Source organism: Asanoa sp. NPDC049573 (assembly GCF_040676615.1).
Taxonomy (GTDB): domain Bacteria; phylum Actinomycetota; class Actinomycetes; order Mycobacteriales; family Micromonosporaceae; genus Asanoa.
Genome location: NZ_JBFAPI010000028.1, coordinates 31,572 through 52,952, shown reverse-complemented (window position 1 = coordinate 52,952; position 21,381 = coordinate 31,572). Strand labels below are relative to the sequence as shown.

Genomic DNA, 21,381 nt, shown 5'->3' with positions numbered 1-21,381 from the left:
AGGTGCAGGCGACCGTCCGAAACCCGGACGTCGTCCTCTATGGGAGGCTCAGCCGGTGTTCAGTCGTGTCGCCATCGTCAACCGTGGTGAGGCCGCCATGCGGCTCATCCACGCGGTCCGGGACCTTTCCGCCGAAACCGGGGCGCGGATCGAGACGGTCGCGCTCTACACCGACGCCGACCGCACCGCGACGTTCGTGCGGGAGGCCGACGTCGCCTACCCGCTCGGGCCGGCCTCCGCGCGTCCCTACCTCGACCACGCCGTCCTCGAACGGGCGCTGATCGAGACCCGGGCCGACGCCGCGTGGGTCGGCTGGGGATTCGTGGCCGAAGACCCGGCGTTCGCCGAACTGTGCGACAAGCTCGGCGTCACCTTCATCGGGCCGAGCGCCGAAGCGATGCGCAAGCTGGGCGACAAGATCGGCGCCAAGCTGATCGCCGAAGAGGTCGGCGTGCCGGTCGCGCCGTGGAGCCGGGGCGAGGTGGCCACCCTCGACGACGCGCTGCGCGCCGGCGAGCAGATCGGCTACCCGCTGATGCTCAAGGCGACCGCCGGCGGTGGCGGGCGCGGCATCCGGATGGTCGCCTCGGCCGACGACCTGACCGACGCCTACACCCGCACCAGCCAGGAGGCGCTGCGCGCGTTCGGCTCCGGCGTCGTCTTCCTGGAGCGCCTGGTCACCGGCGCCCGCCACGTCGAGGTGCAGGTCATCGCCGACGGGCAGGGCACCGCCTGGGCCCTGGGGGTGCGCGACTGCTCGGTGCAGCGGCGCAACCAGAAGATCATCGAGGAGTCGTCCTCGCCGGTGCTGTCCAGCGAGCAGGCCGCCGAGCTCAGGGCCTCGGCCGAGCGGCTCGCGGTGGCCGTCGGCTACCGCGGCGCCTGCACGGTCGAGTTCCTCTACCACCCCGGCGACAAGATGTTCGCGTTCCTCGAGGTCAACACCCGCCTCCAGGTCGAGCACCCGATCACCGAACTGACCACCGGCACCGACCTGGTCCGTCTCCAGTTGCACGTGGCCAACGGCGGCAGCCTGACCGGCCCGCAGCCGGCCGAGGCCGGGCACGCGGTCGAGGCGCGGCTCAACGCCGAGGACCCCGATCGCGACTTCGCGCCGGCGCCCGGTCGGATCGCCCGGCTGGTGCTGCCCGCCGGCCCCGGCATCCGGGTCGACACCGGCGTCAGCGAGGGCGACACGATCCCGGCCGACTTCGACTCCATGATCGCCAAGATCATCGCGTACGGGCAGGACCGCGCCCAGGCGCTCGGCCGTCTCCGCCGGGCCATGGCCGAGACCACGGTGATCATCGAGGGCGGCGCCACCAACAAGAGCTTCGTGCTCGACCTGCTCGACCAGCCCGAGGTGATCGACGCCAGTGCCGACACCGGTTGGATCGACCGGGTACGCGCCGAAGGCCGCCTGGTCAACCACCGGCACTCGGCGATCGCGCTGGCCGCCGCCGCCATCGAGGCCTACGAGGACGAAGAGGAGATCAGCCGGCAGCGGCTGCTGGAGACCGCGCACGGCGGCCGCCCGCAGGTGCACCACGACCCGGGCCGGCCGCTCGACCTCAAGCTGCGCGGCGCCGGCTACCGGGTCAGCGTGGCCCGGGTCGGGCATCGCCGCTTCCGGGTCGACCTCTCCGGCGCGGCCACCGCCGACGTCGAGATCGAGCGCTACGACGAGCACACCGGCCAGATCGTCGTCAACGGCCGCCGGTTCCGGCTGGTGTCGGCCACCCACGGCCCGATCCACCTGGTCGAGGTCGACGGCGTCACCCACCGGATCAGCCGCGACGAGGGCGGTGTCGTCCGTTCACCCGCGCCGGCTCTGGTGGTCGCCACGCCGGTGTCCGTCGGCGACGAGGTCGAGTCGGGGGCCCCGATCCTCGTACTCGAAAGCATGAAAATGGAGACGGTGCTCCGGGCGCCGTTCCGGGCCCGGGTGCGCGAGTGCCCCGTGTCGGTGGGCAGCCAGGTCGAGACCGGTGCGCCGCTGATGCGGCTCGAGCCGCTGGCCGACCAGGACGCGGCCGAGCCGGCCGCGGCCGCCGCCACGGCCGTCGAGATCGACCTGCCGGCCCGGCCGGTGGAGTCGCCGGCCGACCGGGTCGACCGCGGCCTGCACGACCTGCGCGGCCTGCTGCTCGGCTTCGACATCGACCCCAACGGCCACCAGCGGGTGCTCTCGGCCTACCTGACCGCCCGCGCCGCCCTCGGCGAGCGGCCGCTGGCCGGCGAGCTCGACCTGTTCACGGTCTTCGCCGACCTGTCCGAGCTGAGCCGCAACAGGCCGCTCGGTGAGCTCGAGGTCGAGTCCGACAGCCACGTGCACAGCCCGCGCGAGTCGTTCCACAGCTACCTGCAGAGCCTCGACGTCGAGCGCGCCGGCGTGCCCGAGAGCTTCCAGGCCCGGCTGACCCGGGTGCTCGCCCACTACGGCGTGACCAGCCTCGACCGCACGCCCGAGCTCGAGGAAGCCGTCTTCCGGATCTTCCTGGCCCAGCAGCAGATGAGCCGCAACGTCGCGATCGTCTCCGAGCTGCTCCGAGCGTGGATCGCCGGCTCGCCGCCGGTCGAGGCGCTCCGCGAACGCGCCGGCCTGACCCTCGAACACCTCGTCGAAGCCACCCAGGTGCGCTTCCCGACCGTGTCCGACCTGTCGCGCGGCGTCGTGTTCCGCTGGTTCGCCCAGCCGCTGCTGCGCCGCAACCGGGCCGCCGTCTACGCCGCCGTCCGCGCCGACCTGCGGCACCTCGACCGCAACCCGGACGCGCCCGACCGCGCCGAGCGGATCCAGGCCATGGTCGCCAGCGCCGAGCCGCTGGTCCGGCTGATCGGCCAGCGGATCGGCCGGCCCGGTCGCGACCACGCGCCGCTGCTGGAGGTGCTGACCCGGCGCTACTACGGCAACCGGGGCCTGTCGTCGGTCACCGAGCGGGAGATCGCCGGCTGCCGGTTCGTCACCGCCGAGCACACCGGCGTCCGGGGCGTGACCCGGCTCGTCACGACGGCCGTCGACATCGCCACCCTGCCCGCCGCGATCGGCGCGGTGGGCGCGTTCGCCGCCGACGTCGCCGACCGTTCGCTGGTCGCCGACCTCTACGTCATGTGGGACGACCAGCCCGACGCCGAGGCGATGGCGGTGCGACTCGGCGAGATCCTGGCCGCGAGCACGCTGCCCGCCGGCGTCCGCCGGATCACCACCACGATCGCCGGCAAGAGCGGCGCGGTGATGCACCACCACTTCACGTTCCGGCCGGACGGTCACGGCTTCGCCGAGGACAGGCTGATCCGTGGCCTGCACCCGCAGATCGCCCAGCGCCTCCAACTGCACCGGCTGCGCGAGTTCGACCTCACCCGGCTGCCGTCCGCCGACGAGGAGATCTACCTCTTCAAGGCGGTGGCCCGGAGCAATCCGGCCGACGAGCGGCTGGTCGCGATGGGTCAGGTCCGCGACCTGACGCCGCTGCGCGAGGCCGACGGCCGGCTGGTCGCGCTGCCCGCGCTGGAAGACGCGATCACCGCGGGCCTCGACGCGATCCGCAACATCCAGGCCCAACGGCCGCAGAACAAGCGCTACGACACCAACCGCCTGATGATGTACGTCTGGCCGGCCACCGAACTGTCCGCCGACGAGCTCAACGCCCTGGTCCAGCGGATCCTGCCGACCACGGCCGGCGCGGGCCTCGAAGAGGTGCAGTTCGTGGCCCGCCAGCGCAACGCCGCCGGCGAGCTGGCCGAGGTCGCGGTGCGGATCACCCTCGACCCGGGCAACGGCGCACGGGTGCACGTCGACAAGCCGTCGATGGAGCCGGTGCGCCCGCTCGACGACTACCGCCAGAAGGTGCTGCGGGCGGCCCGGCGCGGCAACGTCTACCCCTACGAGCTGACCGAGTTGCTGGCCGGCCGGTCCGGCACGTTCGTCGAGCACGACCTCGACGACGGTGGCGTGCTGGTGCCGGTCGACCGGCCGAAGGGGCGCAACACGGCGGCGATCGTCGCGGGCGTCGTCACGACCCCGACCGAGCGGCATCCCGAGGGCGTCACCCGGGTGGTCCTGCTCGGCGACCCGACCAAGGCACTGGGTGCGCTGGCCGAGCCGGAGTGCGCGCGGGTGATCGCGGCGCTCGACCTGGCCGCTTCGATGCGCGTACCCCTGGAATGGTTCGCTCTTTCGGCGGGTGCCCGCATCTCGATGAGCTCCGGCACCGAGAACATGGACTGGGTCGCGGCCGCGCTCAAGCGGATCGTCACGTTCACCCAGGACGGCGGCGAGATCAACATCGTGGTCGCCGGCATCACGGTCGGTGCCCAGCCCTACTGGAACGCCGAAGCCACGATGCTGATGCACACCAAGGGCATCCTGGTGATGACCCCGGACTCGGCGATGGTGCTGACCGGCAAGCAGTCGCTCGATTTCTCCGGCGGCGTCTCGGCCGAAGACAACTTCGGCATCGGCGGCTACGACCGGGTGATGGGCCCCAACGGCCAGGCGCAGTACTGGGCGCCCAACCTGCCGGCCGCGCGCGACGTGCTGATGGCGCACTACGACCACACCTACGTGGTGCCCGGCGAGTCCGGCCCGCGGCGGGCTGTCACGGCCGACCCCGCCTCGCGCGACGTCTCGTCGTTCCCGCACGAGCTGGCCGGCAGCGACTTCAACACGGTCGGCGAGATCTTCTCGGCCGCGCACAACCCGGACCGGAAGAAGCCGTTCGACATCCGTACGGTCATGCGTGCCCTGTCCGACCAGGACCACCCCGTGCTGGAACGCTGGGCCGGCATGGCGGACGCGGAGACGTCGGCGGTGCAGGACGTGCACATCGGCGGCTGGCCGGTCTGCCTGATCGGCATCGAGTCGCGCTCCGTACCGCGGCGCGGTTTCCCGCCCACCGACGGCCCCGACACCTACACGGCCGGCACGCTGTTCCCGCGCTCGTCGAAGAAGACCGCGCGGGCAATCAACGCCGCGTCGGGCAACCGCCCGCTGGTGGTGCTGGCCAACCTGTCGGGATTCGACGGTTCTCCCGAGTCGATGCGCAAGCTCCAACTCGAGTACGGCGCCGAGATCGGCCGGGCGATCGTCAACTTCGAGGGCCCGATCGTCTTCTGCGTCATCTCCCGCTACCACGGTGGCGCGTTCGTGGTCTTCTCGAAGGCCCTGAACCCCAACATGACGGTGCTGGCGCTGGAGGGCTCGTTCGCCTCGGTGCTGGGCGGCGCACCGGCCGCGGCCGTGGTCTTCTCGGGCGACGTCAACAACCGCACGGCGACGGACCCGCGGGTCACCAACCTGCAGGCTTCCGTCGCCGCCGCGAGCGGTGCGGAGCGGGCGGCGCTGAACGCGCAGTTGGCCGAGGTCGCGGCGGCGGTCCGCGCGGAGAAGCTGGGCGAGGTGGCGGCGGAGTTCGACCGCGTGCACAGCATCCAGCGGGCGGTCGAGGTCGGCTCGGTCGACGCCATCATCAGCGCCGCGGAACTGCGTCCTCGGATCATCGAGGCCATCGAGCGTGGCATGACCCGCTGACCGGCAGCCGTTGTCTTCGCTCCGCCGGGTCTGGAAGGCTCGGCCGGTGATGACGGACCTGGACGACATCGAAGGCGCGCTGGATGGTGGCTTTCTCGCCGGTCTGACGGCCGCGCACGGGCCGGCCGGCACGATTCTGGTCGCCGACGTCGACCCGGCGGAGGTTCTCCAGACCTGGCAGGCGGCTTACGCACTGGTCGGTGTGACGGGTCGGTGGCCGGTGCTCGTCGCCGACGAGTGGAGTGCCGTCGACCCGCGACCCGACCCCGACCCGAGGCAGCCGGGACCGCGTGAGTTGACGACCCTGGACGACGCCGCCCGCACCGTGGACCCGTGGACACGTTTCCGGCGTTGGTCGGATGAGGATGGCCCAGCCACCGCGGACGAGGTGCCCGGCTACGCGCGCGGCTACCACGGCATCGACCTCGGCGAGACCCTCCTCCAGCAGGCGCCGGTGCCGTCAACCGGCGCCGACCTCGACCATTGGATCTATGACCGGGTCCTGGCCGATCCCGAGCTCGAAGCGCGGGTTCGGGGCAGGGTCGGCTACGCGGTCCGGACCGACTACTGGTTCACGCCGTCCGGCGTCACGCTGGTGTTGCTGCCGACCGCCGACCCTTGGCTCGCCGCGAAATGGATCAGCTTCTACGGTGCCGAGCAGAACGAACGCGAGTTGGCCGCGGTCCTGTGGCAGTGGCACGGTCGCTGGGGCGCGCACCTCGTCGCCTGTTGGGGGACCATGCTCCAGTTCACGGTCGAACGTCCACCCACAGCGGGCAACGACGCCTGGGCAGCGGCCGGTCAGATTCTCGGCCTGGCCGGCAACCTGTCGATGACCCGATGGGAGTTGGCCGCCGCACTGCCCGGCGGCACGGCCTGGTTCATCCACAACCGACCCTGACAGCGTTGCCGGGCAAGGCGTCGCGGACCTCGAAGTCCACCGTGAGGGTTTGCTCGTACCTGTGTGACGCGGACTCGTACTGGATCTCAATCTCGTCGACGCCGTGGTTCCCGGTGGCGCATAACGCGAACCCCCCGAAGTCCTCCCGGTGATAGATGCGTGCACCGAGCAGCGTGAGGCCGCGATCAGGCGACGCGGCGATCTCCGTAACGCGGATGGTCCTGCCGTCCTTGATGTCTGGCACGTCAAGCTCGAACATCACCACGTCGCCTACCAGCGGCTCCCGCACCGACAGGGTGACCGCGGAATTGTCGGGATGTCCAATCGCGCTTCCCGGCAGAACAACGTCGCTTGCCTTCACGATGACGGGTACGGCGACGGCCGCCACCACAAGAAGCGAGGCGATCAGCGCGAGGCGTTTCTTGCGCTGACCGCTCAACTTGTCCAGTCCCACCACATGCTTGACGGATCCATCCTGGCCGATGATTTAGGTTCTGGGTTCCGTGAAGGCGCCGGCCGGTCACCGTGCGGGGCGTGACTGCTGGATGGCCTTCTGGGTGAGTGCCTGTGGAGCTGAAGGTCAGATCACGCCACGAGCGCCTCTGACGTTGTCGCGGTCGATCTCACCTCAGACGAGCGGTTCCTGTCGAGCCGGGGCTGGGTGAGTGGGGCGGCCCCGCAAGTCCAGAGCCAGGGTCAAAACCAGCCGACGTGCCGCCGTGGGCGACGTCCGCTGAGCCGTCTGGGCACCAGGGTGGCCAGCACGGCAAGCAGGAGGGCGACGGACGAGTCGGCCTGTACGCCGGATTCTGTTCCCGCCGCCTCGCGGCGGTGGGTGGCGGCCATCCATCTAGGCCTGTCGTTGCCGGCAGGCTCGAGCGGCCTACCCGCAGGCTCGGGCGGGCAGCCCTCGAACGCCTGCGCAGATCGCCCGTGGGCGATCCTTTTGGCCTTGCTCCGGGTGGGGTTTACCGAGCCGCGCCGGTCACCCGGCGCGCTGGTGGGCTCTTACCCCACCGTTTCACCCTTACCAGGTCGCTGGGACCTGGCGGTTTGTTTTCTGTGGCACTTTCCCGCGGGTCACCCCGGGTTGCCGTTAACAACCACCCTGCCCTGCGGAGTCCGGACGTTCCTCGGCGGCGACCCCGGAGGGTCACCGACGCGACCGCCCAGCCGACTCGTCCGTCTGCAGCCATTCTACCGGGGGGCTATTCTGCATCTCCGATGGATCTCACCCATGCCGTTCTGCTGGTCGCCGCCGGGCTGGCCGCTGGGCTGATGAACGCGATCGCCGGTGGTGGGTCCCTCATCACGTTTCCGGCGCTGCTCGGTGTCGGCCTCGCACCCGTACCGGCCAACGTCAGCAACAGCGTCGCCGTCTGTCCGGGCTACTTCGCCAGCGTGTACGGGAGCCGCCGCGACCTGCGTGGCCAGGAGCGGCGGACCCTGTTGTTGCTGCCGACCGCGGTGGTCGGGGCGATCGCCGGCTGTGTGCTGCTGCTGATCACGCCGGAGGCCGCGTTCGACATCGTGGTGCCGTTCCTGGTGCTCGGCGCCACCGCCGTGCTGGCGTTCCAGGACCAGCTTCGCAAGGTCGTCGGGCATCCGGCGCGGATCAGTCGCGGCCGGCAGCGGGTGATGCTGCACAGCATGGTCGCCGTCGGCAGCGTCTACGGCGGCTACTTCGGCGCCGCGCTCGGTGTGATGTTCGTCGCTGGGCTGGCGCTGGTGCTCGACGAGACGCTGGCCCGGGTGACCGCCGTCAAGAACCTCCTCTCGGCCACCGTCGGGCTGACCACCGTCGTGGTGTTCGCCCTCTTCGGTCCGGTCAACTGGGCCACCGTCGCGGTGCTGGCGCCGGCCACGATCGTCGGTGGCTATGTCGGCGCGCGGCTGGCCCGCCGGCTACGCGGCAGTGTGCTCAAGGTGCTCATCGTCGTGTTCGGCACCGGCATCGGCATCTATCTGCTGTTCCACGCCTTCGTCTGAACGGCGGCGACCCGGGCGTACGAGCACCGCCGTCGCCGTCAGCAGCAACGGCAGCGCCGCCACCGCGAAGCACAGCGGCAGTGGCGCGCGGCCGATCAGCAGGCCGACCGCGGCCGTGCCACCCGAAGAACCGGCGTTGTAGGCGCTGTTCACCCAGGTGCCGGCCCGGGTCCGGGCCGCGGCCGGAACGGCCTCGTCGACCAGCAGGTACGCCGTGGTCAGCGCCGGCGCCACGAACAGGCCCGCGAGCGCCGCCGCGACCGCCAGCGCGACCACGCCCGGCGCGAAACCGGCGGCGACGAGCACGGCGGCCAGCGCGAGCGTCAGCAACGGCAACTGGACGCGCCGCGGCAACGCCCAGGCGCGGGCGCCGTAGGCGATGCCGCCCACCGCGCTGCCCGCCGCCAGGGCCGCCTCGATCCAGGCCACCGCGGTCACCTGGTCGTGCCGGGTCGCGAACGCGACCACCAGCAGGCCCAGCGCGCCGAGTCCCAGACCCAGGCCGCCCACCACCAGCACCGGCTCCCACAGGGCCCGTCCGCCGCGCAGCGGGGGAGCGGTGGCGGCCGGTGAAGGCCAGTCGGCGGCCGCCGGTGAGGAGACCATCGCCAGCGCCCCGGCCAGCACCAGGACGGCGCTGGTGGCCACGCCCAGGGCGGGCCGGCCGATCGTGATGAACAGCCCGGCCACCACCGGCCCGGTCACGAACAGCAGTTCCTCGACGACCGTGTCGAGGGCGAAGGCCCGCTGCCGGCGGGCGGCGTCGGGCAGCAGGCTGCTCCACAACGTACGCATGACCGGTCCGAGCGGTGGCGAACAGACACCGGCCAGGGCGGTCAGCACCAGCAGAGGCCAGCCCGCGGACGCACCGGGTCGCCAGGTCGCGACGGCGAGCGCGGCCAGCAGACCCGCGTACGCGACCGCCATCGGCGGCAGGGTGCGGCGCGGCCCGTAGCGGTCGATCAGCCCGGCGCGCAGCGGCGCGACGGCCACGGCGCCGACGCCGAACAGCGCGATCGCGGCCCCGGCCAGGGAATACGAGCCGGTCGCGGTGGTGAGGGCGACGGTCAATGAGACGAAGACGACGCCGTAGGAGAGGCGGCCGACCAGGGCCGCCGAGAACGTCCGCAGGGCGTGCGGAGTGGCGAGGACGGCGCGGTAGGACGCCGCCCGCGAGGGCGCAGACATGGGGATTTTCCTCAGGGTGGTAGGGACGCCAAGGGCCGGCTAGGGAAGCGGCGGCGTCCTACGCACGGGAGAGGAACATGGCGTGATCCTAACAGCGCGGCTCGTGGACGGTGAACAGGTCGCCCGGCTGGCAGCCGAGCGCTGTGCATCGGGCGCTCAGCGTCGAGAAGCGCACGGCCCGGGCCCGGCCGTTCTTCAGGATCGAGAGGTTGGCCGGCGTCATGCCGCGCGCGGCCAGCAGCTTGTCGATGTGCGCCTCGACGCGGTCCCCGTCGTCCGGCGGCATGGCGTCAGACGACGGTGTCGAGTTCGGACCGCACGGCGACGCCGCGGGTGATCTGCCAGAGCAGTGCGGCGCTGAGGTGGAGCTGCCCCAACCAGTCCCGACCGCGCATGGTGGCGCCCCCTTGTCGGATGTCGACGCATCGACATCCGATATAGGGGGCGCCGGCTGTCAAGCGGTCAGACCTTCGGGGACGGTGCCGGGGCGAGGTCGGGGTCCGTGGTGGTCGGCTGGGCCGGCACCGAGACGCGTGGGTCGCCCTCGTCGGCGAAGTAGTCGTCGGGCGTGGTGTCGTCGCCGCCGTCGGGCACCTTGCCGGCCCGCAGGGCCAGCGTGACCAGGGCCGCGACGGCGAGGTTGACGGCGACGGCGACCAGGCCGACGTACACCGTGGTGGTCGAGTCGATGAAGCCGAACTTGTTGAGCGGGAAGGCCGAGCCGCCGAAGTGGGCGCGGCCCGTCGCCGCGTTGGGGATCTGGTAGAGCATCCAGGTGCCCAGCGCCATGCCGGCGAACCAACCGGCGATCAGGCCGCCGCGGTGGAACCACCGGGTGTAGATGCCCAGCGCCACCGCCGGCAGCGTCTGCAGGATGATCACGCCGCCGATGAGTTGCAGGTCGATGGAGAACTGCGGGTCGAGGAACACGATGCAGGCGACCGCGCCGACCTTGACCACCAGCGAGGTGATCTTCGAGACGCTGGCCTCCTGCGCCGGCGTCGCGTCGCGCTTCAGGTATTCCTTGTAGATGTTGCGGGTGAACAGGTTGGCCGCGGCGATCGACATGATCGCGGCCGGCACCAGCGCGCCGATGCCGATCGCGGCGAACGCGATGCCCGCGAACCAGGCCGGGAAGTGCAGGTCGAAGAGCAGCGGCACGACCGTGTTGCTGTCGGTCGAGCCCGCCTTCGCGCCGGGCAGCGGTTTGACCCCGGCCGCGATCGCCATGAAGCCCAGCAGCGCGATCAGGCCGAGCAGCAGGCTGTAGGCCGGCAGCGCCGACATGTTGCGTTTGATCACGTCGCGGTTGCGGCTGGCCAGCACGCCGGTGAGGCTGTGCGGGTAGAGGAACAGGGCGAGCGCCGAGCCCAGCGCCAGCGTGATGTATTGCCACTGGTTGGCCGCGGTCAGCACGATGCCGTCGTTGGGGTTGGGCGTGCCGTCGAACTTCTTCTGCGCCGCGTCGAAGATCGAGCCCCAGCCGCCCAGCTTGTAGGGCAGGTAGAAGATCGCCACCAGGATCACGATGTAGATCAGCGAGTCCTTGACGAACGCGATCAGCGCCGGCGCCCGCAGCCCCGACTGGTAGGTGTAGGCGGCCAGGATCGCGAACGCGATGATGATCGGCAGGTGCCGGGCCAGCGCGCTGTCGCCGGTCACGCCCATCGTCTTGAGCACGGCCTCGATGCCGACGAGTTGCAGCGCGATGTAGGGCATCGTGGCGACGATGCCGGTGATCGCGATCAGCAGCGCCAGCGTCGGCGACTGGAACCGCGACCGCACGAAGTCGGCCGGCGTCACGAACCCGTGCCGGTGCGAGACCGACCAGAGCCGCACCAGGACCAGGAAGACCAGGGGATAGATGATGATGGTGTACGGGACGGCGAAGAAGCCCGCCGCGCCCGCACCGAACAGCAGCGCCGGCACCGCGACGAACGTGTAGGCCGTGTAGAGGTCGCCGCCGACCAGGAACCAGGTGATCCAGCCGCCGAAGCTGCGCCCGCCCAGGCCCCACTCGTCGAGGTGGCCCATGTCGTTGGGCGCGCGCCAGCGGGCGGCGACGAAACCGATGCCGCTGACCAGCAGGAACAGGACGGTGAAGATGACGATCTCGGTAACGTGGTCGCCCATCGTGCTCACCGCCGCTTCTTGGTCATCTGGTAGACGACGGTGGTCGTCGACACGCCCAGCACGATGAACAGCAGTTGCAGCCAGTAGAACATCGGGAAGCCACCGACCCGCGGCGAGTCATGGTTGAACAGCGGGGTCAGCAGCGGAACAACGATTGGCAGGAACAGTAACCAGTTCCACGGGCTCTTGTCCTTCGCGCGAGCCACCGCGGGCGCGCCGTCGGCGCGCGCTTCCTGATCACTCATGACAAACCTCCGGCCGTCATGGTTCTTTTGACGGCCGGAGGTTAACCGTTCGTTAAGTCAGAACTCGACGTTCCACGGAGCCGACGCGCCGAACGGCGAGTCACCTGCGCTGAGCGGCTATCCGCAGCTCAGGGGGTCCACAGTCCCAGGTGGAGGGTGCGGGTCAGGGTGGCGTTGTCGTCGTCGCCGTCGAGCGACCAGACCATCGCGCCGCCGAGCCGCTCACTGCGGATCCACAGCGCCTTCTGCAGCAGCACCGCCGGGTCGTCGTACGTCCAGAAGGTGGTGCCGTTGTATAGCCAGGCGGTGCCGGCCCGCAGGTCGCGGTAGACCTGGTAGCCGTCGGTGCCGGCGAGGGTCTTGAGCACCTTGTAGTCTTCCGTGCCCGCATCGAACGTGGCCGGCGCGGCGCCGCCGGTCGCCGTGCCGAACAGGCCGTTGCGCCCGCCCGTCACGCCGGTCCAGCCGTGACCGTAGTAGGGGATGCCGACGACCAGCTTGTCGCGCGGCGCGCCCCGGTCGAGCCACGCCCTGGTCGTGTCGGCCAGCGAGAAGTCCGGCAGGGTGGCGCCGGCCGGGATGCGCAACGCCGACTGCTGGTTGGCGGTCGCTTCCCAGGTGCCGTGGAAGTCGTACCCCTGGATGGTCGCGAAGTCCAGGTTCTTCATGACCTGGGGGACCTCGTAGCCGGCGTCGATGTTCGTCGGGTTGGCCGGCAGGAACGCGGTCAGTTCGAAATGCTTCTTCTGGGTACGCCCGTACGCGTCGAGTTGCTTGCGGAACTCGGCGACCAGCCTGGTGAAGTTCTGCTTGTCTTCGGGCCGGTAGACGTTGTCGACGTCACCGGGCGCCGCCGGCCACTCCCAGTCGAGGTCGACGCCGTCGAACACGCCCTTCAGCGTGCCCGGCCCGCCCGCGCTGCCGTCCGGGTTGGGCAGGTTGCCCTTGAGGTAGAGGTCGATGCAGGACGCGACGAACGCCTTGCGGGACGCGTCGGTGAGGGCCGCGTCGGAGAAGTGGTTCGACCAGGACCACCCGCCGAGCGAGATCAGCACCTTCAGGTCGGGATGCTTGACCTTGAGCTTCTGCAGTTGGCCGAAGTTGCCGTTGAGCGGCTCGCCCCAGGTGTCGGCGACGCCGTCGACGCTCTCCTCGGCGGGCACCGGCCGCTGGTAGTCGGCCCACGAGTCGCCCTCGGGCGCCGCGCCGTCGACGTAGCACTTCCCGTCGGGGCTGACGTTGCCGAACGCGTAGTTGAGGTGCGTCAGCCGCGCGGCGGCGCCGGAGGTGTCGAGCTTCTTGACCGGGAAGGCCCGGCCGTAGATGCCCCACTGGGTGAAATAGCCGACCTGCCGGAAACTCTGACCGTCGCGGTCGTGCGCCGAGGCCGGCGCCGCGGTGAGCGCGGTGCCCAGGAGTGTTGCTACGGCCGCCACGGCGACAATTCTGCGCATCTGGACTCCTGTCGGGAAGAAACAGTAAGGCTTCTTTCCTGTTGTGTGCGCAAAACGTAGGCTGTCGATCCGTAGCCCGTCAAGCGAGCCCCAACTCGCTCAGGCTGTTGAAGAGCTCAACGTCCACCAAGGACTGAAATCAGTCGAACGGGCACGGACGGGACGGCGGGGCGCAATACCCCCTAGAGCTTGACCGGCGCCCAGCTGAAGCGGGACGTCCAGGCTGGGTCCTGGCGCGCGTACGCCTGGAACGCCTCGATGGTCTCCTCGATCGTGGCCACCTCGGTGCCGACGTGCGTCTCGTCGCCGCCCGCGCGGCGTTCCAGCGCGAAGAAGTCCGGCTTGACCGCCACCTGGAGGAAGGTGTCGTCATTCTCCTCCAGGATGACGAACCAGTTGTCGACGGTCAGCGCCCGCACCGCGTCCGCGATCGTGGCCGGATCGGGATCCTGGGTTCGGGCGCCGTCGGCGGCGATCAGGGTGAAGGCAGTCATGCGTGGCAGTATGCCCCGGCGCGCGACGTCACGAACGCGGGCGCGACTGGCTACGCGCCGACAGTGCCTCGTTGAGGCGCTTCAGGAGTGTCGCGAGCTCGGTGCGGTCGCGTTCGGACCAGTCGCGGAGCATCCCGTCGTAGAGCTCGGCCCGCGCGGCGCGGACCACGCCCATCCGGCGCAACCCGGCCTGGGTCGCGGAGACCAGCGTGCCGCGGCCGTCACTGGGGTCGGGCTCGCGGTCGATCAGGCCCTCGCGCTCCATCGCGCTCACCTGCCGGGTGACCGTGGAGCCGTCGAGGTTGAGGCGGGCGGCGAGCGCGGACACGTTCTGTGGGCCGGCCTCTTCGAGGTGCCGCAGGATCACGTAGGCCGCCCGGTCGAGCGATCGGTGCGCCTCGACGGGGGTGGCCCGCCGCGTCGCCTCACCGAACCGCATGAGCAGCGCCACTTCGGTTTCGATCCGGCCGATGACGGAGTCGTCCGCGTTCATGACTGTATGTTACAGCCGTAAAACCGGACAGAATTGCCGCCCTTCACGCGGTAGGGACACGCCAGGGGCGATTCGGTCCCTTACCGACTCAGCCGGTCTACAGTGGATGGGACCCCCTCTTTTTGTGTGAAACGGTGGCGCTTAGCCGTTTTGCGGTGCACAGTGATCCCATGAGCGACAGCGGACGTGGGACGGAGTACTTCTGGTGCACCCGTCATCACAGGGTCGAGACCGATGCTGACGTATGCCCCGCGGTGTACGTCCTGGGTCCCTACCGGTCCAAGGCCGACGCCGAGAACGCCCTGCAAACCGTGCAGGAGCGCAACGAGGTGTGGGACGAAGAGGACCGCCGCTGGGCAGGGGAGGAGAGGTAGGCGCCGCGGCACTCGTCACGGCGAGCAACTCCGCGGTCTCCGCGACGGAGCCGGACCCGACGCACGTCTCGCAAGGAGGAAACCGACATGGCCGAAGCGTTGAAGGCCAAGACACCGAGGGCCGCGAAACGCGCGGCGGGCAAGAAGACCACCGCGGCCAAGCGGTCGAGCGCGTCCCGCGCCTCGGGCACCGCCAGGAAGACCGTCTCCGCGCAGACACCCGCGCGCAAGACGGTGACCACCAGGGCAACTGCCAAGAAGGCGCCCGCGAAACGGGCGACGGCGAAGAAGACCACGGCGAAGAAGACCGCCGCCAAGCGGACCACGACTACCGCCGCGAAGCGCACCACGGCGAAGCGGACCACCGCCAAGAAGACCACCGCGCGCAAGACGACCACCGCGCGTAAGACTGCGGCGAAGAAGACGACGCGCCCCACGGCGCGTAAGGCGGCCACCAAGGCCCCCGCGAAGCGGGCCACCGCCAAGAAGACCGCCGCGAAGAAGACGACCGCGAAGCGCACCACGGCGAAGAAGACCAGCGCCGCGCGCAAGACGGCCACGAAGCGGGCGACCACGGCCAAGACGGCCGCGAAGAAGGCGCCGGCGAAGCGGGCGACCGCGAAGAAGGCACCCGCCAAGCGCACTGCCGCCAAGAAGACCACGACCGCCCGCAAGACGGCGGCCAAGCGGACCACCGCGGCCCGCAAGAGCACGGTCCGCAAGGCGACCAGCCCGCGCAAGACGACCGCCCGCAAGACCGCGCGATAGGGCCAGCGATCGGTCCGCGCGAGCGGACCGCGAGCAAAACCGGAGCGGGGCGCTCGCGACTGGTATGAAGTACCGGTGGTGACCCGACGAGTCCGAGCGCCCCACTTCGACTTCGCCGCGCTGCGCCGCGAGCTGGAGCTGCCAGACAGCTTCCCGCCCGCGGCGCAGCGCGAGGCGGAAGACGCCGCCGCGGCACCGCTGCCGGACCGGCCCGACCGCACCGACATCCCGTTCGTCACGATCGACCCGGTCGGGTCCCGCGACCTCGACCAGGCGATGTGCCTGACCCGCCGCCCGGGCGGCTATCGCGTCCACTACGCGATCGCCGACGTGGCGGCGTTCGTGCGTCCGGGCGGCGCGCTCGAGGAGGAGACCTGGCGCCGGGGCCAGACCGTCTACCTGCCCGACGGCAACGTCCCGCTGCACCCGGTCGCGCTCAGCGAGGGCGCCGCGAGCCTGTTACCCGAGCGCACCCGCGCCGCCGTGCTGTGGACCATCGACCTCGACGCCGACGGCGGCACCACCGGCGTCACGCTGGAACGCGCGCTGGTGCGCAGCCGCGAGCAGCTCGACTACGGCACCGTGCAGGGCCAGTTCGCGGCCGGCACTGCGGCCGAGCCGATCGCCCTGCTGCCCGAGATCGGCGCGCTGCTCACCGAGCGCGGCCTCGACCGGGGCGCGATCAACCTGCCGCTACCCGAACAGGAGATCGAACCCGACGGCGACGGCTACACGTTGGTGCTCCGCGCTCCGCTGCCGGCCGAGCAGCACAACGCCCAGATCTCCCTGCTGACCGGCGCGGCCGCCGCCGGCATCATGCTCGCCGGCCGGGTCGGCCTGCTGCGCACGATGCCGTCGCCGGACCCCGAGGCCGTCGAGCGGCTGCGGGCCGCCGCGCACGCGCTGGGCATCTCGTGGCCCGACGGCGCCCCCGTGGGCCGGGTGATCGCCGGCGTCGACCCGGCCGACCCGCGCGGCGCCGCCTTCCTCGACCAGGCCGCCGAGCTGATGCGCGGCGCCGGCTACACCGCGTTCGACGGCGCTCCGCCGGACCAGGCCGGGCACGGTGGCGTAGGCGCCCCGTACGCCCACGTGACGGCCCCGCTGCGGCGGCTGGCCGACCGCTACGCCACCGAGGTCTGTCTGGCCCTCACCGCCGGCGTCAGCGTGCCGCAGTGGGCCCGCGAGGCGCTGCCGAAGCTGCCCAAGACGATGACGGGCACCGACCGGGTGGCCGGTGCGGCGGCCCGCGGCGCCGTCGACCTGACCGAGGCGGTGCTGCTGCGCGACCGGGTCGGCGAGACGTTCGATGCCGGGGTGACCGACGTCGACGGCCCGCGCCGCACGGCCCCGGCCCCGGCCGCGCCGAACGGCCGCGAGCCGGGCGGCACGGTTGCGCTCGACGACCCGCCGGTGCGCGCCCGCTGCACCGGCGACCTGCCACTCGGTGAGCGGGTCCAGGTGACCCTGGTCACCGCCGACCCGGCCAGACGGACGGTGCTGTTCACCCGGAAGTGATCGTTTGGGACGATGCCACCATGGCCTACGACCCGAGCGCGCTACCCGACGTTTCCGCCCTGTCGGTCGCCATCATCGGCGGCACCGGCGACCAGGGCCGGGGGCTGGCCTACCGGCTCGCCCGGGCCGGCCAGCGGGTGCTGATCGGCTCCCGCCAGGCGGTCCGGGCGGCGGCCTCGGCCGAGGAGATCTCCGCCCTGCCCGGCGTCACGCGCGCGGTCGAGGGCGGCCCCAACGCCGACGTGGCCGCCGCGGCCGACCTGACCATCATCGCGGTGCCGTGGGCCGGCCACCGTGACACGGTGGCCGCGCTGCGCCGCCCGCTGGCCGGCAAGCTGGTCGTCGACTGCGTCAACCCGATCGGCTTCGACAGCCACGGGCCCTACCCGCTGCTGGTCGAGGAGGGCAGCGCGGTGCAGCAGGCCGCCGCGCTGCTGCCCGAGTCGACCGTCGCCGCCGCGTTCAACCACGTCAGCGCGCCGCTGCTGGCCGACCCGTCGGTCGAGTCGATGGATCTCGACATCATGATCTGCACGGAGGACCGGCACCTGGCCGGCGTCGTCGCGGCGCTGGCGGCCCGGATTCCCGGCATGCGCGGCATCTACGCCGGCCGGTTGCGCAACGCGCACCAGGTCGAGGCGCTGACCGCCAACCTGATCGCGATCAACCGCCGCTACAAGGCACACGCCGGGTTCCGGGTGACCGACGTCTGAACGACGACCTCGGCACGCCCGTCCCGTTGCCCGGCGCGCCGCGCCGGGTGGTCTCGCTGGTGCCCTCGCTGACCGAGGCGGTCGCCCGCACCGTGCCGGACGTGCTGGTCGGCGCCACCGACTGGTGCGTGGAGCCGGAGGGCCTCGACGTGCTCCGGGTCGGCGGGACGAAATATCCAGCTCTCGACCGCGTACGCGCGGCCGCTCCGGATCTGGTCCTGGCCAACGCCGAGGAGAACCGCCGCGAAGACGTCGAGGCGTTGCGGGCCGCGGGCGTGCCGGTCTGGGTGACCTATCCGCGCACGCTGGACGCGGCGCTGGACTCGTTGGAGCGGCTGCTGGCGGTGCTGGGCGCGGCCGCGCCGGCCTGGTTGCGCGCCGCCCGAGAGGCCTGGTCAGAGCCGTTCACGGGGGTACGCCGCCGCGCGCTGATCCCGGTCTGGCGGCGGCCCTGGGTGGTGCTCGGCGCCGACACGTTCGCGGGCGACCTGCTCGCCCGGCTCGGCGTCGACAACGTCTACGCGGGCGCCGCGGAACGGTATCCGCGCCCGCCGCTCGCGGACCTGCGGGCGGCGGGCGCGGACCTGCTGGTGCTGCCGGACGAGCCTTACGCGTTCTCCGCGGGCGACGGCCCGGAGGCGTTCCCGGGGCTGCCGTACGCGCTGGTCAGCGGCCGGCATCTGACCTGGTACGGCCCGTCGCTGGCCTCGGCCCGGGCGGTGCTGTCAGAAGCTCTGCTCTGAGGTCGGGAACTGCCCGCCGCGGACCTCGTCGCCGAACTGGGCGGCCGCGTCGCGCAGCACCCCGTGCAGGTCGGCGTAGCGCTTGACGAAGCGCGGCAGCTTGCCGGTGCGCATGCCGGCCATGTCCTGCCAGACGAGCACCTGGGCGTCGGTCTCGGGCCCCGCGCCGATGCCGATGGTCGGCACCGCGATCTCGTTGGTGATCCGCTTCGCGACGTGTGCCGGCACCATCTCCAGCACCACGGCGAACGCCCCGGCCTCGGCCACGGCGTGTGCGTCGGCGATCACCTCGTCGGCCGCGTCACCCCGGCCCTGGACGCGGTAGCCGCCGATCGCGTGCTCGCTCTGCGGCGTGAACCCGATGTGCGCCATCACCGGGATGCCGGCCGAGGTGATCGCCTCGATCTGGGCCGCGGTGCGCCGCCCGCCCTCCAGCTTGACGGCGTGGCAGCCGCCTTCCTTCATGAACCGCACGGCGGTGCGCAGGGCCTGGGTCGGCCCCTCCTCGTAGGAGCCGAAGGGCAGGTCACCGACGACCAGGGCGCGGTGTGTGGCCCGCACCACAGCGCGTACGAGGGGAAGCAGCTCCTCGGCCGTGACCGGCACGGTGGTCTCGTAGCCGAACACGTTGTTGGCGGCCGAGTCGCCGACGAGCAGCACCGGAATGCCGACCTCGTCGAAGATCGCCGCGGTGTACTGGTCGTAGGCGGTCAGCATCGGCCACTTCTCGCCACGCTCCTTGGCGGCGATCAGCTCACGGGTGCGAACCCGGCGGTTGGGGGGCCCGCCGTAGAGGGACGGTTGCTCTGACATCGCAGCTCTCCTCTCGCCTCAAGGCCGCTCCGGTGCGGTCCCTGGGCACCCTCCGATGGTCCCACCGCGAGCCCCCGGGGGAGAGACGAGCGTGGAATCTTTCACACGAGCCGAGTCAGCCGGTGGCTTCGCGCCAGCGGTTGGTGATGGGGAGGCGGCGGTCGCGGCCGAAGGCCTTGATGGAGATCTTGGTGCCTGGCGCGGACTGGCGGCGTTTGTATTCGGCCAGGTCGACCAGGTGCAGGACGCGATCGACGACCGCCGGGTCGTGGCCGGCCGCCACCAGGTCGGCGCGGCCCCGGTCGCTGTCGACGTAGGACAGCAGGATCGCGTCCAGCTCGTCGTAGTCGGGCAGCGAGTCGCTGTCGAGCTGACCGGGGCGTAGCTCCGCGCTCGGCGGCTTCTCTATCGAGCGCTCGGGGATGGGCGGCTCCTCGCCGGTGCGCAGGGCCTCGTCGTTGCGCCACCGGGCCAGCTTCCAGACCAGTGTCTTCGGCACGTCCTTGAGCGGGTTGAAGCCGCCCACCGAGTCGCCGTAGAGGGTGGAGTAGCCGACCGCCAGCTCGCTCTTGTTGCCCGTGGTCAGGACCAGCGGGCCCTCCTGGTTGGAGATCGACATGAGGATCACGCCGCGGACCCGGGCCTGCAGGTTCTCCAGGGCCAGGCCGGACAGCGACATGCCGGTCAGGAACGTGTCGACCATCGGCTGGATCTCGTGCACCCGGTATTCCAGGCCGGTGCGCTTGGCCAGCTCGGCCGCGTCCTCGCGGGAGTGCGTCGACGAGTGCTGGCTCGGCATCGAGACGCCGACCACCGCGGCCGGGCCGATCGCGTCGACCGCGATGGCCGCGACCACCGACGAGTCGATGCCGCCGGACAGGCCGAGGGCGACGCCGCTGAACCCGTTCTTCCGCACGTAGTCGCGCAGGCCCAGCACCAGCGCGCCCCAGACCTCGGCCTCGTCGGACAGCCGCTCGGCGACGCCGCCCTGGAGCGGGGTTGCGGGCAGCACCGGGTGGGGGTCGGAGACGTGCACCCGCTGGATGCCCATTTCGTCGCCGACCAGCTCGGCCTTGCTGCGCCCGGGCAGGGGCGGCGTCGACGGTGGCGGCGGGAGCAGGCCGAGCGGCAGGTCGAGGTCGTGGATCAGCAGGTGCTCGGTGAGCTGCGGCCCGCGGGCCAGCACCGAGCCGTCGGCGGCGACGATCATGGAGTCGCCGTCGAAGACGAGTTCGTCCTGGCCGCCGACCATGTTGAGGTAGGCGATCGTCGCGCCCGCCTCGGCGGCCCGCCGGCGGACCAGGCCCAGCCGGGTGTCGTCCTTGTGCAACTCGAACGGTGAGCCGTTGACCGTCAGCACCAGGCCGACACCGGCCCGGCGGGCGGCCGCGAACGGGCCACCGACCTGCCACATGTCTTCGCAGATGGTCAGCGCCACGTCGATGCCGTCGATCCGGACGACAACCAGGGTGTTGCCGGGTACGAAGTAGCGGTCTTCGTCGAAGACGCCGTAGTTGGGCAGGTGGTGCTTGAAGTAGCGGGCCACGACGAGGCCCCGATGCAGGACGGCGAGCGCGTTGCGCGGGCCGGCGGACGGGTCGTGGGCGGAGTTGACCGAGGGCGGGCCGTCGGCGTCGAGATAGCCGACCGCCACCGGCACGTCGCCCAGGCCGTCGCTGTCGAGGTCGGCGGCCAGCCGCTCCAGCGCGGCCCGGGAGGCGGCCACGAAGGACTGGCGGAAGACCAGGTCCTCGATCGGGTAGCCGGTGAGCATCATCTCCGGGAACACCACGAGCCGGGCGCCGGCGTCGCGGGCGGCGCGGGTCGTGGAGCGAACGATGCCGGCGTTGCCGGTGAGGTCGCCGACGGTCGGGTTGACCTGGGCGAGCGCTATGCGCAGCGTGGGCATGCCTCAATCCTCCCATCCGCGGGCACCCGCACCCGGGGCCGCCGGCGGGCACCGTCCTACCGTAACGTTGGCGTAACGAGACCGAGCAACACTGGTCAGCTAGCACACATGCAGCT

18 protein-coding genes and 1 other RNA gene are annotated in these 21,381 nt (G+C 71.5%); 8 read left to right on the top strand and 11 right to left on the bottom strand.

The features are described from left to right. The first annotated feature begins 55 nt into the window (after positions 1–55). Together AB0J74_RS35940 and AB0J74_RS35935 are read left to right on the top strand one after the other, a co-directional pair. A complete protein-coding gene (locus tag AB0J74_RS35940) occupies positions 56–5,530 on the top strand; it encodes a biotin carboxylase N-terminal domain-containing protein (RefSeq protein ID WP_363456751.1) in 5,475 nt (1,824 codons plus the stop codon). A gap of 49 nt (positions 5,531–5,579) precedes the next feature. After that, a complete protein-coding gene (locus AB0J74_RS35935; protein WP_363456780.1) occupies positions 5,580–6,431 on the top strand; it encodes a DUF4253 domain-containing protein in 852 nt (283 codons plus the stop codon). Here AB0J74_RS35935 and AB0J74_RS35930 read toward each other — a convergent pair. Then, positions 6,412–6,885 carry a hypothetical protein gene (locus AB0J74_RS35930; protein WP_363456748.1) on the bottom strand — a complete coding sequence of 158 codons (474 nt, stop codon included), beginning with the start codon at positions 6,883–6,885 and terminating at the stop codon, positions 6,412–6,414. The two genes, AB0J74_RS35935 and AB0J74_RS35930, sit on opposite strands and share 20 nt — an antisense overlap. A gap of 328 nt (positions 6,886–7,213) precedes the next feature. Continuing rightward, positions 7,214–7,612, bottom strand: an RNA gene (rnpB, locus tag AB0J74_RS35925) — RNase P RNA component class A. A 43-nt stretch (positions 7,613–7,655) separates the two neighbouring features. Here rnpB and AB0J74_RS35920 point away from each other — a divergent pair. After that, positions 7,656–8,420 carry a sulfite exporter TauE/SafE family protein gene (locus AB0J74_RS35920; protein WP_363456745.1) on the top strand — a complete coding sequence of 255 codons (765 nt, stop codon included), beginning with the start codon at positions 7,656–7,658 and terminating at the stop codon, positions 8,418–8,420. Here AB0J74_RS35920 and AB0J74_RS35915 read toward each other — a convergent pair. The 7 genes from AB0J74_RS35915 to AB0J74_RS35885 form a co-directional block, all read right to left on the bottom strand. Continuing rightward, entirely contained in the window at positions 8,337–9,608 is a 1,272-nt protein-coding gene (locus AB0J74_RS35915; protein WP_363456743.1) for an MFS transporter, read from the bottom strand. The two genes, AB0J74_RS35920 and AB0J74_RS35915, sit on opposite strands and share 84 nt — an antisense overlap. Positions 9,609–9,696: 88 nt before the next feature. Next, positions 9,697–9,894 (bottom strand): helix-turn-helix domain-containing protein, encoded by a 198-nt coding sequence (locus AB0J74_RS35910; protein ID WP_363456740.1) that lies wholly within the window; start codon positions 9,892–9,894, stop codon positions 9,697–9,699. Between the two features lie 176 nt (positions 9,895–10,070). After that, the gene (mctP, locus tag AB0J74_RS35905; protein ID WP_363456736.1) at positions 10,071–11,741 is read right to left on the bottom strand and encodes a monocarboxylate uptake permease MctP; all 1,671 of its coding nucleotides are present in this window, start codon (positions 11,739–11,741) and stop codon (positions 10,071–10,073) included. Between the two features lie 5 nt (positions 11,742–11,746). Then, positions 11,747–11,986 (bottom strand): DUF3311 domain-containing protein, encoded by a 240-nt coding sequence (locus AB0J74_RS35900; protein ID WP_363456733.1) that lies wholly within the window; start codon positions 11,984–11,986, stop codon positions 11,747–11,749. 128 nt (positions 11,987–12,114) lie between these two features. After that, complete coding sequence (locus AB0J74_RS35895) at positions 12,115–13,440, bottom strand: glycoside hydrolase family 18 protein (RefSeq protein ID WP_363456730.1); 1,326 nt, start codon at positions 13,438–13,440, stop codon at positions 12,115–12,117. Between the two features lie 182 nt (positions 13,441–13,622). After that, entirely contained in the window at positions 13,623–13,934 is a 312-nt protein-coding gene (locus tag AB0J74_RS35890) for a hypothetical protein (protein ID WP_363456727.1), read from the bottom strand. Positions 13,935–13,962: 28 nt separating this feature from the next. Continuing rightward, positions 13,963–14,427, bottom strand: a complete 465-nt coding sequence (locus AB0J74_RS35885; RefSeq protein WP_363456724.1) for a MarR family transcriptional regulator — start codon at positions 14,425–14,427, stop codon at positions 13,963–13,965. A 170-nt stretch (positions 14,428–14,597) separates the two neighbouring features. On the opposite strand from AB0J74_RS35885, the gene AB0J74_RS35880 reads away from it, so the two are divergent. From AB0J74_RS35880 to AB0J74_RS35860, 5 genes are all read left to right on the top strand, one after another. Further along, positions 14,598–14,801, top strand: coding sequence for a hypothetical protein (locus AB0J74_RS35880; protein ID WP_363456721.1), 204 nt, complete (start codon positions 14,598–14,600; stop codon positions 14,799–14,801). An 87-nt stretch (positions 14,802–14,888) separates the two neighbouring features. Then, entirely contained in the window at positions 14,889–15,569 is a 681-nt protein-coding gene (locus AB0J74_RS35875; protein WP_363456718.1) for a histone H1-like repetitive region-containing protein, read from the top strand. Between the two features lie 75 nt (positions 15,570–15,644). After that, a complete protein-coding gene (locus AB0J74_RS35870; RefSeq protein WP_363456715.1) occupies positions 15,645–17,087 on the top strand; it encodes an RNB domain-containing ribonuclease in 1,443 nt (480 codons plus the stop codon). Between the two features lie 20 nt (positions 17,088–17,107). Continuing rightward, positions 17,108–17,800, top strand: a complete 693-nt coding sequence (npdG, locus tag AB0J74_RS35865; protein ID WP_363456712.1) for an NADPH-dependent F420 reductase — start codon at positions 17,108–17,110, stop codon at positions 17,798–17,800. Positions 17,801–17,826: 26 nt separating this feature from the next. After that, positions 17,827–18,543, top strand: a complete 717-nt coding sequence (locus AB0J74_RS35860; RefSeq protein ID WP_363456710.1) for a helical backbone metal receptor — start codon at positions 17,827–17,829, stop codon at positions 18,541–18,543. Here the strand turns inward: AB0J74_RS35860 and panB are convergent. Together panB and AB0J74_RS35850 are read right to left on the bottom strand one after the other, a co-directional pair. Beyond that, positions 18,526–19,356, bottom strand: coding sequence for a 3-methyl-2-oxobutanoate hydroxymethyltransferase (gene panB, locus AB0J74_RS35855; protein WP_363456707.1), 831 nt, complete (start codon positions 19,354–19,356; stop codon positions 18,526–18,528). The genes AB0J74_RS35860 and panB overlap by 18 nt on opposite strands. Positions 19,357–19,471: 115 nt before the next feature. Beyond that, positions 19,472–21,265: an NAD+ synthase gene (locus AB0J74_RS35850; RefSeq protein WP_363456704.1), complete on the bottom strand. Its 1,794-nt coding sequence runs from the start codon at positions 21,263–21,265 to the stop codon at positions 19,472–19,474. Positions 21,266–21,381: the final 116 nt, after the last annotated feature.

Coding starts and splice junctions, on each gene's coding strand:
- AB0J74_RS35935 (WP_363456780.1), top strand. CDS start 5,580: ATGACGGACCTGGACGACATCGAAGGCGCGCTGGATGGTGGCTTTCTC.
- AB0J74_RS35920 (WP_363456745.1), top strand. CDS start 7,656: ATGGATCTCACCCATGCCGTTCTGCTGGTCGCCGCCGGGCTGGCCGCT.
- AB0J74_RS35915 (WP_363456743.1), bottom strand. CDS start 9,608: ATGTCTGCGCCCTCGCGGGCGGCGTCCTACCGCGCCGTCCTCGCCACT.
- AB0J74_RS35910 (WP_363456740.1), bottom strand. CDS start 9,894: ATGCCGCCGGACGACGGGGACCGCGTCGAGGCGCACATCGACAAGCTG.
- mctP (WP_363456736.1), bottom strand. CDS start 11,741: ATGGGCGACCACGTTACCGAGATCGTCATCTTCACCGTCCTGTTCCTG.
- AB0J74_RS35900 (WP_363456733.1), bottom strand. CDS start 11,986: ATGAGTGATCAGGAAGCGCGCGCCGACGGCGCGCCCGCGGTGGCTCGC.
- AB0J74_RS35895 (WP_363456730.1), bottom strand. CDS start 13,440: ATGCGCAGAATTGTCGCCGTGGCGGCCGTAGCAACACTCCTGGGCACC.
- AB0J74_RS35890 (WP_363456727.1), bottom strand. CDS start 13,934: ATGACTGCCTTCACCCTGATCGCCGCCGACGGCGCCCGAACCCAGGAT.
- AB0J74_RS35885 (WP_363456724.1), bottom strand. CDS start 14,427: ATGAACGCGGACGACTCCGTCATCGGCCGGATCGAAACCGAAGTGGCG.
- AB0J74_RS35880 (WP_363456721.1), top strand. CDS start 14,598: ATGAGCGACAGCGGACGTGGGACGGAGTACTTCTGGTGCACCCGTCAT.
- AB0J74_RS35875 (WP_363456718.1), top strand. CDS start 14,889: ATGGCCGAAGCGTTGAAGGCCAAGACACCGAGGGCCGCGAAACGCGCG.
- npdG (WP_363456712.1), top strand. CDS start 17,108: ATGGCCTACGACCCGAGCGCGCTACCCGACGTTTCCGCCCTGTCGGTC.
- panB (WP_363456707.1), bottom strand. CDS start 19,356: ATGTCAGAGCAACCGTCCCTCTACGGCGGGCCCCCCAACCGCCGGGTT.
- AB0J74_RS35850 (WP_363456704.1), bottom strand. CDS start 21,265: ATGCCCACGCTGCGCATAGCGCTCGCCCAGGTCAACCCGACCGTCGGC.